Origin of the sequence: Prevotella falsenii DSM 22864 = JCM 15124, assembly GCF_000613945.1 — a bacterium.
GTDB lineage: Bacteria > Bacteroidota > Bacteroidia > Bacteroidales > Bacteroidaceae > Prevotella > Prevotella falsenii.
The window spans coordinates 24496-37746 of record NZ_BAJY01000017.1; the positions used below are offsets into that span (position 1 = coordinate 24496).

General features: G+C 45.6%; 13 protein-coding genes. 7 read left to right on the forward strand and 6 right to left on the reverse strand.

What is annotated here, in order from left to right:
- Nucleotides 1-55: 55 nt before the first annotated feature.
- Nucleotides 56-1861, reverse strand: a complete 1806-nt coding sequence (locus JCM15124_RS07680; protein ID WP_024998956.1) for a MutS-related protein — start codon at nucleotides 1859-1861, stop codon at nucleotides 56-58.
- A gap of 351 nt (nucleotides 1862-2212) precedes the next feature.
- Between JCM15124_RS07680 and gdhA the strand changes: the two genes are divergently transcribed.
- Nucleotides 2213-3556, forward strand: coding sequence for an NADP-specific glutamate dehydrogenase (gene gdhA / locus JCM15124_RS07685; RefSeq protein ID WP_024998957.1), 1344 nt, complete (start codon nucleotides 2213-2215; stop codon nucleotides 3554-3556).
- 95 nt (nucleotides 3557-3651) lie between these two features.
- The gene (locus JCM15124_RS07690; protein WP_024998958.1) at nucleotides 3652-4344 is read left to right on the forward strand and encodes a septal ring lytic transglycosylase RlpA family protein; all 693 of its coding nucleotides are present in this window, start codon (nucleotides 3652-3654) and stop codon (nucleotides 4342-4344) included.
- A 506-nt stretch (nucleotides 4345-4850) separates the two neighbouring features.
- On the opposite strand, the gene JCM15124_RS07695 is transcribed toward JCM15124_RS07690, so the two are convergent.
- Nucleotides 4851-5672 (reverse strand): YMGG-like glycine zipper-containing protein, encoded by an 822-nt coding sequence (locus JCM15124_RS07695; RefSeq protein WP_024998959.1) that lies wholly within the window; start codon nucleotides 5670-5672, stop codon nucleotides 4851-4853.
- A gap of 133 nt (nucleotides 5673-5805) precedes the next feature.
- On the opposite strand from JCM15124_RS07695, the gene JCM15124_RS13745 reads away from it, so the two are divergent.
- A complete protein-coding gene (locus JCM15124_RS13745; RefSeq protein ID WP_036885244.1) occupies nucleotides 5806-6075 on the forward strand; it encodes a hypothetical protein in 270 nt (89 codons plus the stop codon).
- Nucleotides 6076-6103: 28 nt separating this feature from the next.
- On the opposite strand, the gene JCM15124_RS07700 is transcribed toward JCM15124_RS13745, so the two are convergent.
- Nucleotides 6104-6463, reverse strand: coding sequence for a hypothetical protein (locus tag JCM15124_RS07700; protein WP_024998960.1), 360 nt, complete (start codon nucleotides 6461-6463; stop codon nucleotides 6104-6106).
- Nucleotides 6464-6983: 520 nt separating this feature from the next.
- On the opposite strand from JCM15124_RS07700, the gene JCM15124_RS07705 reads away from it, so the two are divergent.
- From JCM15124_RS07705 to aroB, 4 genes are all read left to right on the forward strand, one after another.
- On the forward strand, nucleotides 6984-8201 hold the full coding sequence (locus JCM15124_RS07705; protein ID WP_262499273.1) for a phosphoribosylaminoimidazolecarboxamide formyltransferase: 1218 nt from the start codon (nucleotides 6984-6986) through the stop codon (nucleotides 8199-8201).
- 15 nt (nucleotides 8202-8216) lie between these two features.
- Complete coding sequence (locus JCM15124_RS07710) at nucleotides 8217-8402, forward strand: hypothetical protein (RefSeq protein WP_024998962.1); 186 nt, start codon at nucleotides 8217-8219, stop codon at nucleotides 8400-8402.
- 157 nt (nucleotides 8403-8559) lie between these two features.
- Nucleotides 8560-9012, forward strand: coding sequence for a copper resistance protein NlpE N-terminal domain-containing protein (locus tag JCM15124_RS07715; protein ID WP_024998963.1), 453 nt, complete (start codon nucleotides 8560-8562; stop codon nucleotides 9010-9012).
- A 164-nt stretch (nucleotides 9013-9176) separates the two neighbouring features.
- Nucleotides 9177-10223: a 3-dehydroquinate synthase gene (gene aroB, locus JCM15124_RS07725; protein WP_024998964.1), complete on the forward strand. Its 1047-nt coding sequence runs from the start codon at nucleotides 9177-9179 to the stop codon at nucleotides 10221-10223.
- Between the two features lie 57 nt (nucleotides 10224-10280).
- Here aroB and JCM15124_RS07730 read toward each other — a convergent pair whose 3' ends face one another.
- The 3 genes from JCM15124_RS07730 to menB all read right to left on the reverse strand — a co-directional run bounded on the left by JCM15124_RS07730 (nucleotide 10281) and on the right by menB (nucleotide 13239).
- On the reverse strand, nucleotides 10281-11297 hold the full coding sequence (locus JCM15124_RS07730; protein WP_024998965.1) for an AMP-binding protein: 1017 nt from the start codon (nucleotides 11295-11297) through the stop codon (nucleotides 10281-10283).
- Nucleotides 11298-11367: 70 nt separating this feature from the next.
- Nucleotides 11368-12405 (reverse strand): o-succinylbenzoate synthase, encoded by a 1038-nt coding sequence (locus JCM15124_RS07735; RefSeq protein WP_024998966.1) that lies wholly within the window; start codon nucleotides 12403-12405, stop codon nucleotides 11368-11370.
- A 6-nt stretch (nucleotides 12406-12411) separates the two neighbouring features.
- Nucleotides 12412-13239, reverse strand: coding sequence for a 1,4-dihydroxy-2-naphthoyl-CoA synthase (gene menB, locus JCM15124_RS07740; protein ID WP_024998967.1), 828 nt, complete (start codon nucleotides 13237-13239; stop codon nucleotides 12412-12414).
- Nucleotides 13240-13251 lie beyond the last annotated feature (12 nt).

The following is a 13251-nucleotide window of genomic DNA, read 5'->3' on the forward strand; positions in this document are numbered from 1 at the left end:
TTCGAGGGGCTTGTCGTGCTTTTTATTTCTTGAGAAAGCAAAGTTGGAGAAGGCGTCAGACGAGTATCCGCTTCAGCAAGAACGTTGCGTTTTGGTTTCGTGCAACGCCTCTACCTATTTTATATGTATAGGTAACATCGGTGCCAAGTTCTATTTCAAACGAATAGTTGTGGAAGCGTTGCGGGTTCTCGTCTTCGAGTTTCGATAGCTCCAAATCGTGTGTGGCAATGACGCCCGTAACGTTTCGTTCGGAAATATACTCTAAGAAGAGGCGCGAACCGTTGAGCTTGTCCAACGAGTTTGTACCTTTCAGAATTTCGTCGAGTATGATTAAGCTCGGTACATTCGGGTCTAAACTCGCAATAAGTTGCTTTAGTCGGAGCAATTCGGCATTGAAATAGCTGATGCCGTGCGTAAGGTCGTCGGTTGTACGCATATTGGTGAAAAGGCGGAACACCGAAACGTGCATCTCTTCGGCAAACACAGGCAGTCCGTTCATGGCAAGAATGTAGTTCACGCCCAGCGTTCTCAGGAAGGTGCTCTTGCCCGCCATGTTTGCCCCCGTTACGATATAATACTCGTGGTTGTGTATGTCGAAGTTGTTGCGCACAGCCTTTTCGCCCAAGAAAGGGTGATAAATGCTGCGTGCCTTGTAGCTCACTTCGTTGTCGCCGACTACCGTAGCCTCTTGCGCCTTGTCTTCGTTGAGACGGAAAGTCGCCATCGACACAAGTGCATCGAATACGCTCGATGCGCCAATCCATTGGTCGGTAATAGGCTTGTAGGTGCGTTGCCAACGCAGAAAGTGTCGAACGATGGTGATGTCTAACAGACCAAAGCAGTTGAAAAGTACGATACCGATTTCGTTGCTCCTATTGTCTATCTTTTGCAAGATACGCTCCAACTGTCCGAACGATGCCATTGCGCCCGACAAACGTGCTTTCAGTTCGCATAAATGGGCAGCTTCGAACGACTGTTTTTCTATGAGCGACGCCATATTAACGTAGCCGCGCACTTGGTCTTTCAGTTTAGAGATGGCTTCGTTCACCAATTTTATGTACTTATGACTGCAGAACATGGCAAGGAAAAAGTTGAAAATGCCCCACCAAAGCGGAAGAAACGCAGGCACAAAGTTGCCGATAGAGAGGAAAATGCTGAGGTAAAAGCCTACAAGATTGGCATAAATAAGTATTCGGAAGGTAGGATTGGCGAAATAAGACGGTATTCGCAATGCGTGAATGCTGCTGAAAGCCTCTCTTACGGCAGCCGTATCTATCGGCTTTTCTACTCCCTGCGCCTTGAACTGCGATAGGAAAGGCTCGTTCTTGGCGAGTTCGCCGATGGCTTCCACACGTTGTTCAATGTGCTTTAAGAGTTTCGTAGCAGGCAAAGATTCCCACTTTCCCGACAGGCTTTCGGCTAAATAGTCGCTTCCGCCCGAAGAAATGGTGCGGTTGATGCGCCGGAAAAGCGAACCTTGCCCGAATATGTCAAGGTCGAAAGTGAACGGGTGCGTAGGCAGAACATAGCGTTCGCCGGCATCGAACTTAGTATAATCGCCCGTCTGATAGGCTACTTCCTTTTCGTAAACGAGCTTTAATGCCGACGCATCGGCAATTTTTCTGTCGTTCTTTGTATCTAAATTCCGAATATAAAAATAAAGGAATAGCACACATAACGCTATTCCCAATGTCCACGAAGCATCGGCAAGAACCGTGAAAAGCACCACGAAACCAATGGCAACGGCAAACGACAGCACTTCTGCCATTACAAACGCACGACTTTTCGCACGCAAATTGCCGATGCTTTGCGCCAGTTCTGCAATTCGCTCCTTATATAATATGTTTAAATTCTCGTTCATGTCGCAAAGATAGACAAAATAATCTTAACCGCAATAAAATCATCTTTGAATTGGTATTATAAGTTAAAAAGATTAATATTGAGCAAATAAGCAAATGTTCAAGAGTAAAACTCCAAAAACGACAAAAGTATTATAATATTTCCACCTAACATCTCTTAAAGTAGCAAAAAGCAAGCATTAAGGGGCTATTTTGCAATGTATTTGAGGAAAATAAAAACTTTGAGACTTTAAAAATTGTTAGTAAGCAAATAAAAAGACATCGTTTTATTTGGCATTCTAATATAAAATGAATACATTTGCGGTAGATTTAATAAACAACGACACTAACATAAACGTTTTATCAAAATTACTATGGAAGTCAAAAAAATTATGCAGAGCCTGGAGCAGAAGCACCCGGGAGAGTCTGAGTACTTGCAGGCAGTACAGGAAGTCCTTGAGTCTATCGAGGAAGTTTACAACCAACACCCTGAGTTTGAGAAAGCTCAGATTATCGAAAGAATGGTTGAGCCGGAGCGTATCTTCACATTCCGTGTAACATGGATTGATGATAGTGGCAAGGTTCAGACAAACCTTGGATACCGCGTACAGTTCAATAGTGCTATTGGTCCTTACAAAGGCGGTCTTCGTTTCCACAAGGCAGTAACACCTTCAATGTTGAAGTTCCTCGGTTTCGAGCAGACATTCAAGAACGCACTTACAACTTTGCCAATGGGCGGAGGTAAGGGTGGCTCGGACTTCGACCCGGTTGGCAAGTCAGACGCTGAGATTATGCGTTTCTGCCAAGCATTTATGCTCGAACTCCGCCATAACATTGGTCCGGACCAAGATATTCCTGCAGGCGACGTAGGTGTAGGCGGTCGTGAAATCGGCTACATGAATGGTATGTACCAAAAGCTCACACGCCAGTACCACACAGGTGTTCTCACCGGTAAGGGCTTAACATGGGGTGGTTCATTCTTCCGTCCTGAAGCAACAGGTTTTGGTGCTCTCTACTTCACAATGCACCTTCTTAAGAAGGCAGGCAAGGACATTAAGGGCAAGAAAATTTCTCTCTCAGGCTTTGGTAACGTAGCTTGGGGAGCTGCAACAAAAGCTACCGAACTCGGTGGTAAGGTTGTTGCAATCTCAGGACCTGACGGTGTGTGCGAAATACCTGAAGGAATTACACCTGAAATGATTGATTACATGCTTGAAATGCGTAACTCTAACCGCAACAAGGTAGAAGATATGGCTACCAAGTTCCCAAGCAAGGCTAAGTTTACAGCAGGTAAGAAGGCATGGAGCATTCCTGTAGACATTGCTCTTCCATGTGCTTTCCAAAACGAACTCAGCGAAGACGACGCTAAGGAATTGGTTGCTAACGGATGCTGGTGCTGCTGCGAAGTTTCTAACATGGGTTGCCAGCCGGGTGCTATCCACTATTTCCAAAGCAACGGTATCCTCTTTGCTCCGGGTAAGGCTGTAAATGCCGGTGGTGTTGCTACTTCCGGTCTTGAAATGACACAGAATGCTGCTCACTTGAACTGGGCACCTGCTGAAGTAAACGAGAAGTTGCAGTGGATTATGGAAAGCATTCACGAGCAGTGCGTGAAGTTTGGTGAAAAGCCGGACGGCACAGTAGACTACGTTAAGGGTGCTAACATCGCCGGCTTCATGAAGGTAGCTCAGGCTATGCTTGAGCAGGGTGTAATCTAATAAAAGTTTTCTCCTTTCCCCTTTCCCACGCTATTTGTGGGAAAGAGGAAATAGATATTTACGGAAGGGGAGGACGAATACAAACATATATTTATATGAATAAAATCGGAAATCTCCTTTTAGTAACAACAATAATGGGCTTTACCGCCTCGACAGAGTGTTCAGCACAGTCGAGTGGTAAAGCCTCTTATTATAGTAACGACCTGCATGGTCGGAGAATGAGCAATGGCGAACGCTACGACCGCAACGACTTTACGTGTGCACATCGGACGTTGCCTTTCGGCACTCGGCTAAAGGTTACAAATACCAAGAATGGTAAAGAAGTAGAGGTGCGCGTTACCGACCGCGGTCCTTATTCGCATGGCAGAATAGTAGATTTATCGTATGCAGCAGCTCGCGAAATAGGTATGGTAGCCAGTGGGGTGGCTTATATTAAGGTGGAAGTGCTGCCGAAAGAAACCGAAATACCATACGCAGCCGAGCAGAATGGCTTGAAGATGCCGGAAGTGGAATATGGTTTTGCCGGTGTTTGCTACGAGTTTATACCTGAATGGGAGGCGCAAGGCAAGGACGATAAGCCGAAAACCATAGAACGAAAGGTAAAAACATCGTTGCAACCAAAGAAGAATACACACACCGTAACCCCACCGACAAAGACGAACAGCAACAACAAACCGGCGCAGAAGCCTGTCGAAAACAAACGCCCAACACAACAAAAATCGAATTCAAAGAGTTGGACAAACTTCTTTAAGAACGTAAAAAAAGGCATAACGAGTTTGTTTGAATAATGCCGATGTGTATCGTTAAATGTACCAAAGCAACTGTTTGCCGATAGTATAAATCTTCTTTATTCAGTAAGGTGGAGTATTTTAGATTTAGCGAATCGGTATTGTCGATTTACTAAAACGGCATTATATCTTCAGTAAAACGGTATTATTGATTTACTGAAACGGCATTATATCTTCAGTAAAGTGGTATTATTGATTTATTAAACGGCATTATAGCTCATCAAAGTGGTATTATTGATTTACTAAAACGGCATTATAGCTTCAGTAAAACAATATTGTAGATTTACCAAGGTGCTATTATAAACCGTTCGCAGAACAACCACCAATACCGAATAAAGCATTTCATAAAAGTAGTAAAGCGCAGAAATGAAAAAAAGACGCACCGTTGTCGATGCGCCCACCTTGAGTTATTTAGCAGATATAGTGGTGTTTTGCCTTTTCTTATCTTTGCGTTTTCCGAACTTTTTATCCTTTTCTTTCTCCCTATTACCGTATATTGTTCTTTCTTATTTTTGCGTCTTCACACGTAGTTCTGTTACTCTTGCTATGCTTTTGTTATCCTTCAATATAGCAATGGCAAAGCTGTATTCTCCTATTTTTACTTTCCTGTCTGCCATTATCGTCGCTGTGTACCTTACAATTTCGCCGGGCATCAGCACGTCGATGCGTGTTGTCGGACTTATTTTGAAACGATTTGAGTTTGTTGTTTCGGTTATTGTCGGATACAAATTGCTAATCGGTTGAGTGCCTTTGTTGTGTATTTCAAAAGTAATTTGTCCCACTTCGCCACGCGATAGTATATTGTTACCGTTGTTATCCGTAAAAATCAAGTTGCCTACTTCTATATTCGGCATTTCTTTTGTCATCTGTGTGAGCCGTTCGATGTTTGCTTCGTTGGTAAATTCTATGCGATTTGGCTCCATTTCGGTAGGATAATCGCCGGCTCCCATCTGTAAGTCGTACAGTCGGTCGTCGCCCGAATTAGTACTGTCAAAGCCACTTTCATCTCCCGTCTGTGTTTCAAAGTCCTGCTGTTTGTAAGGATTGTACCCCCTTGCCTTGTTTCGTTGCACCCGCTCGTAATGCTCGTAAACAGCATCTTCTGTCTTTTTCTGTTCATTGGCGTCTATCGCTGCCCCTACGGCAGCACCGCCCACCATTCCGATAATTGTACCTATGTCAGAGCCACGTGCGCCTCCTGCTATGCCGCCTACCGCACTGCCGAGCACGCTTCCCAACGATGCACCCGCATAGGTGTTGCGCATATAAGTGTCGCAACTGCTTAACAAGAGAGTTGCAGCAACTCCTAATACTACTATCTTCTTCATATCTTATCTTTTAAGTGATAATGCAAAGATAGAAGAAAATAGCGAATGCAGAAAGATAAAATCCCTATTAAGGAAGGGGAAATTCCCTAAAATGATTATCCCCAATCGGTCGTTAGGCCGCCTTTGCTTATATTTGTTATTACCGCCATGCTTCCTTACTGCTTTCGTCCGCTTGCCGGCATCTGCGCAGCCATTCCATCTCGCCGTAGCCCGCTACGCCTTCGATGAAATGCCGGCACATCTGCTCGACAATCGAACAAAATCAGTCAAGGACGCTAACGACCGATTGGGGATAATCCCCTTCGCACGATGTGCGTGGCAGCGTGCCATTGCAACGTATCAACGTGGCGTTAAGGCGATAAGCAAAAGTCAGGCAACAAGGCGAAAAAGCGTTGTTGCCTGACTTTTATTATTTATGTTGTAACCGCAGTTTATCTGTTTAGCAAACTTATGCCATTTCTGTTTACTGCCGTAACGCCTTTTACTTTGTTAAAGTAAGCCACCGCTTTCTCGATGTCCCAGCCTTGCGGAGTCTTAATCGTTACTCTGTTCAAGTTCTTGTGTTCGTACAGTAGCACACAGTCTTTCTTTTCAATAGCCTTCATCAAAGCCTTGTTGCCTTTCGCCTTGTCGTAATAAATTATCAACGTTTGGCTTGCTTGTTCCGAGCCGTTGTCTTCGTCGCCGCTGCCCATAATCTGTTCTTTTATGGGGCATTGTGCAGACGCAATTGTCGATTGGACAAACAAAAAGCCCACCAACAATATACCAATCTTAAAATATTTCTTCATATTAGCGTTTTTTATTCGATGTATATCTTTTGCAAAGATAGGGATAATTTCATATTCAACCGCCATATTTTATAATTATTTCAACAATCTTTAGTGTTTCTTAGTTGCCGTTACCCTTTCCGGCGGAATAAAATTCGTTGTCTGCTACCGTCCCCTTTTTACTGCGTTCGTATAGTCTTATACCCGTAAAAACTATTGTCAGACGAATTACTTACACGTAAAGAAATATTTATTTACGTGTATGTAAATTATTACTTACGTGTAGAAAAATATTTATTTACGTGTAAATAATTTACCGTGCTGCCGTAAAAACAACGTAAGGCATAGGAAAAGGGCAGGAAAACACATAGAGGAAACGCTGTCGAACCTACACGGCGATAAGGCTTGGACGCAGTGGCTGCCGATTATTGCAAGTTTTATTCTGTTGCCGGACAGACTTCTGAATATTCAAAAAACGATGGCGAAAAATATAGAACGATAGCTTAAAATCTCATTTTATTTGCCTATCTTTGCAGCTATAATAAAAGTCTATACACACACATACACCATAAGCAATATGAAAGAATTGGAACTTAAGTATGGTTGCAATCCCAATCAGAAGCCTTCGCGCATTTTTATGGACGAAGGAGAACTGCCTATCGAAGTGCTGAACGGTCGCCCGGGCTACATCAACTTCCTTGATGCGCTCAACAGTTGGCAACTTGTCAGGGAACTGAAAGCCGCTACGGGCTTGCCTGCCGCAGCATCGTTCAAACACGTCAGCCCTGCCGGTGCAGCCGTAGGTTTGCCGCTTAGCGACACACTGAAAAGGATTTACTTCGTAGACGATATTGACTTTGAACTTACGCCCCTTGCTTCGGCTTACGCTCGTGCAAGAGGTGCCGACCGTATGTGCTCGTATGGCGACTTCTGTGCTTTGAGCGACACTTGCGACGAGGCTACCGCCCGACTCATCAACCGCGAGGTGAGCGACGGCGTGATAGCTCCCGACTACACACCGGAGGCTCTCGAGATATTCAAAAAGAAGCGCAAAGGAAACTATAACGTTATCAAGATAGACCCGAACTATCAGCCTGCACCGATAGAACGCAAGCAAGTGTTCGGCATAACCTTCGAGCAGGGGCGCAACGAGATAAAACTCGACGACCCAAAGCTGTTCGAGAATATTCCAACCAAGAACAAAACCTTTACCGAAGAGGCGAAACGCGACCTTATTATTGCACTGATTACGCTGAAATATACACAGAGCAATTCTGTCTGCTATGCGAAAGACGGACAGGCTATCGGCATCGGGGCAGGGCAGCAGAGCCGCATTCACTGCACACGATTGGCAGGAAGCAAAGCCGACGAATGGTGGTTGCGACAGTGTCCGAAGGTGATGAACCTGCCTTTCAAGGAAGGAATACGCCGTGCCGACCGCGACAACTCTATCAATATCTATATTTCCGACGAATACGAAGACCTCTTGCAGGAAGGCACGTGGCAACTTTTCTTCACCGAAAAGCCCGAACCGCTGACCACAGACGAACGTAAGGCGTGGCTTTCGCAGAATACCAAGGTGGCATTAGGCTCGGACGCATTCTTCCCTTTCGGCGACAATATAGAACGTGCGCACAAAAGTGGGGTAGAGTACATAGCGCAAGCAGGCGGCAGCATACGCGACGACCACGTTATAGACACTTGCGACAAGTATGGCATAGCTATGGCATTCACGGGCGTACGCTTGTTCCACCATTAATCAAAAACAAACAAAATGAGCGAAATAGACGAGATAATTGAAAGCGGAATGGTTTTCAGAGGTGCGCCGAAACCAAAGGCAGACGATGGAAAAGTGAAGACCAAAGCCAAGAAAAAGAAATATATAACAGGGGCACACGGCTCCGGCAGTGCCAAGCAGAAAGCGAAATACCGCCAACAGCGCGCTAATCGCAAAAAGTAAACAGTATATAAATATTGTGTAATGGCAGATATATCGGCTGTATCGGCGGTTGTTTGCCATATCGTTTATACGATTAGAAGAATTTAACACAAATACTTTGACGATATAAAAAGTTATCGTTTACCTTTGTACCGTATTAATTTATAAGAAGGTAAAAATGAAGAAAGTATTCGTTTTAATGGCAGTTTGCGCCACAATGGTAGCATGCCAGCAAAAAGGAAAGGCAGATGCTGAAGCAAAAACAGGCGATACAGCACAGGTAGAAACAGCAGACACAGTGCGCTATACGGGTGAAGTGCCGGCAGCCGACGGTCCCGGCATACGCTACGAAATAGCATTGGCAGCCGACAGTACAAATGGATTCTACATGAAAGAAACCTATATTGAGGCTGAAAATGGCAAGGACGCGGTAAATAATTACACCGGAACTGCAGAGAAAATAGAGAAAGATGTAAATGGCACAAAGAAGGTTGCATACAAGTTTGCTACCGGTAAGGACGGTGCAATCTACTTCCTTCAAGTAAACGATTCTACTCTCCGTATGGTAAACGACCAATTGGAAGAAAGCGGAAGTAAAGAACTCAACTACGATTTGAAGTTGGTTAAGTAAGCATTACAATTCCGATAAGAAATAAAAATGGGAAACAATGAACCGCAAGGAACATTGTTTCCCATTTGCTTTATGGAAGGGCAGTGTGCTAAAAAACAGCTTAAAACCATCGCAGATAAAAAGAAAAGCGTTATATTTGTAAGCACTTAGAATAAGAAGAAACTATGAAGCAGCAAGTTGTTTTTACTCATCAGTTCGAGCAAAGTCTTTCCGAAGCCATTGCAAAATGCAGTCCCGACAAGGTGTTTGTACTTGCCGACGACAATACTGCTTGTGCATGTTACAACAGAATGAAAGGTTTCGAGAGCCTTAAAAGCGCACATCTGATTACCATTCCGAGTTCCGACAGCAACAAAAACCTTGCATCGCTCACCCATGTATGGACGACTTTGCAGGCAGAGAAAGCCTCTCGCCGTTCGTTGCTCATCAATCTTGGCGGTGGAATGGTAACCGACCTTGGCGGCTTTGCAGCCGCTACGTTTAAGCGTGGCATCAACTTTATCAATGTTCCTACGACGCTGTTGGCAATGGTCGATGCCGGTGTGGGAGGCAAAACAGGTATTAACTTCGGCGGTTTGAAGAACGAAATAGGGGTGTTCTGCCCATCGAAATCTGTTATTATCGACACTATGTGGCTGCAAACGCTCGACCATGAAAACCTTTTGAGCGGTTATGCCGAGATGTTGAAGCACGCATTGATAGCAGAAAATGGAGCTTTGGCAACGCTATTGACTTTCGATACCGATGCGTTCGACTTGCAACAGCTTGCCGAAATGCTGAAAGAGAGTGTGGAAATAAAAGAAAAGATAGTGGAACAAGACCCCCACGAGAAGCATATAAGGAAGGCTTTGAACTTCGGACACACGTTTGGGCATAGCTTTGAAGCGTGGGCAATGAAGCGAAAACCTATTCTTCACGGCTATGCAGTGGCGTACGGAATTGTTTGCGAGCTTTATCTTTCCGTAATAAAGCAGGGCTTTCCGACAGAAACAATGCGGAAAACGGTTAATTTTATCAAGGCAAACTACGGCGAATTAGCCATTTCCTGCAACGATTACGATGCGTTAATCGACCTTATGAAGCACGATAAAAAGAATGTGAACAACACGATTAACTTTACATTATTGCAAGATTTAGGCAAGGTTTCCATTAATCAGACAGCGACGGAAGACGAGATGAAAGAAGCCTTAGACTTTTTAAGAGAAGGCTAAAGCCAAGTTCTTACGGTTGGTTTGCAGGTTGCTTGCATCACTTTCGCATAGGTAGGATTACTCCGTATCGGTTGGAACATCTACCATCTGCAAGGCTTTTGCACGGGCAATCTTACCTGTTTCGGTGCTTGGAAGGCTGTCGGTGTGCTGGTAATGTGCAGGTTGCCGGTATCGTGGCAATACTTTTACACAGACGGCACGCACTTCCTCCAAGTCGTTAGCTTCGGTCAGGAGCACTATTTCTTCACCAAACTTCTTGTTTTTACGCTTCGTTATCAGGAAGGGAGCAGCGAGATAAGGGCGCAATGCCTGTTCCACGTCTTCCATTTGCACCTTTATTCCCCCCGTGTTGATGGTGTTGTCTTTGCGTCCCAATATACGAAACTCTGTCCTTCCCGCCTCTGTTAAGCGCAATTCGGCTATATCGTTGGTCTCCAAATGTTGAGAACAGACGGCCGGTGCATCAATTACGAGGCAGCCATCGTCGTTCAACGACAACGCTACGCCGTCGAATGGCGTGTACCAATCGCTGCGTTCGCTTCCGTTTAAGCGACGAAGGGCAATGTGCGAAAGCGTTTCCGTCATGCCGTAAGTGCTCCATACCGCGTTCGGAAAGTCTTTTAACTGTGCAGAAATACCATCATCGATGCTCCCGCCCCCTATTATTAAATGTCGAATGCGTTGCAATCGTTCGCATTCCTTGTCGTTTTGCAACGTATTGAATACTTGCAGAGGCACCATTGCTGCAAAAGTGATGGACTCGGCAGGGTTCGGCAGTGTGGCGAGAGAGGGGTCGGAAAGCGGGTGTCCTGACGGTTCTACGCTCAGCAGACGCAGTTTGCGTTCCATGCTGCGTACTACAACCATCTTTCCGGCAATGTAATCGAGTGGCATACACAGCAAGGCTGTGTCGTTGGGGCGTAGTCCGAGAAAGTCGCAAGTGATGCGTGCGGAGTTCAGCATACGTGCTTTTTCAACACGCAGCGGCTTCGGTTGCCCCGTCGAACCACTCGTATGAACAAGCAGAGTAGGGTCTTCGCTGTGCCATTCGTTAAGAAATTGCTCTAAAGTCATTGCTGTTTTCTCGTTTAAAAGTTCCGCTGTCAAAGTCTTCTTTCCTATCTGTTGGTACTTGATTACGCAGCTATTGCACTATCCAAAGCCGGTCGCCGATAACTTTTAAAGGCATTTCTATGTTGTCGGCAAACAGTTGTCCCGTGCCTAAACCTTGTGCGTGGCGTATGTTTGTGCCGTAAACGTTTGCTGTCAATTGCGCTATGGCGTTAAGACCGATGTTGCTTTCGAGGGCAGAAGTAATCCATGAGCCGATGTTTCTTTTACGAGCGAGTTGTATCCATTCCGTTGTTCCTGCCATTCCGCCGTGCAAACCGGGTTTCAAAATGATGTATTGAGGACGGATTGTATCTAATAACTCAATCTTTTTCTGCTTGTCGTTCACCCCAATCAGCTCTTCGTCGAGTCCTATTGGCAAAGGTGTTGCAGCGCAAAGGCGTGCCATTTCTTTCCATTGGTGTTGCTTTATGGGTTGCTCGATGGAATGAATGTCGTATTGAACCAACGCTTCCATTCGCGAGAGTGCCTCTTTGGGCGTGAAACCGCCGTTGGCGTCCACCCTCAACTCAACGTCGTTGCGGCTGAAAGTGGAACGAATGTGGCGTATCAGCTGCAGTTCTCGCTCGAAATCAATCGCTCCAATCTTTATCTTTACGCAGTGGAAACCGGCTTTTAGTTTGGCTTCTAAGCGTTCAAACATTTCCTCGAACGTTCCCATCCATACCAAACCATTGATTGGAATGCCTTCTTCGCCACGTCCGAAAGGCGTATCGAAGAAGTTTAAACTGCCTTTAGCGTTGAATTGCGCCACTGCCGTTTCAAGTCCGAAGAGCATAGATGGATAGGCGCGCATCGCTTCATAATCGATTATTCCGGTGCGTTCGTAATCATCGCAGAACGTTCTTAGCTTGCGTTCGTATTCGTTTGGCGGCATCGCATCGCAAGAAAGGTCGGGCAACGTGGCACATTCGCCAACTCCCACCACTCCCGGTTGTTCGTCGGAAGTGAGTTTCAAGTAGAAACTAAGGCGTGTATTGTAAACCCCACGCGATGTTCCTGCCGGCTGCAGAAAGTGCAACAGCTTGGAAGTAATCGTTATTTTGCGCATCGCTGCTTATGGGAATTGAGGGTACTTATCAAAGTCCGGCTTGCGTTTCTCTAAGAAAGCACGTCCTCCTTCTTGCGCTTCGTCCATTGTGTAATAAAGCATCGTAGCATCGCCGGCAAGTTCCTGAATACCCGCCTGACCGTCTAATTCGGCATTCAGTCCGGCTTTTATCATGCGCAAAGCCAACGGCGAACGTTCCATCATGGTTTCTGCCCACTCCACACACTCGTCTTCGAGTCGGTCGAAAGGTACAACCTTGTTCACCAAACCCATGCGTTCAGCTTCAGCCGCAGAGTATTGACGGCACAAGAACCATATTTCGCGTGCCTTTTTCTGTCCTACTATGCGTGCAAGATACGATGCTCCGAAGCCTGCATCAAACGACCCGACCTTCGGACCGGTCTGTCCGAAGATTGCATTTTCGGCTGCAATACTTAGGTCGCACATAACGTGGAGCACGTGTCCGCCACCGATTGCGAAGCCATTTACCATAGCAATGACCGGCTTGGGCAAGCGACGGATTTGCATTTGCACGTCTAATACATTCAGGCGGGGTACTCCGTCGCCACCGACATAGCCGCCACGACCTTTTACATTCATGTCGCCACCTGCGCAAAAGGCTTTGTCGCCCGCCCCGGTAAGTAGCACTACACGAATATCCAAAGCCTCGCGGCAATACGAAAATGCCTGCGAAATTTCCCAAACCGTTAGCGGTGTGAATGCGTTTCGATAGCGTGGGCGGTTGATGGTTATCTTTGCTATGTGGTTATATTCCTCAAAAAGGATTTCCTTAAAGTCGAAACCTTCGATGGTTTTCCATTCTCTGTTAGCCATATTATGATAGTT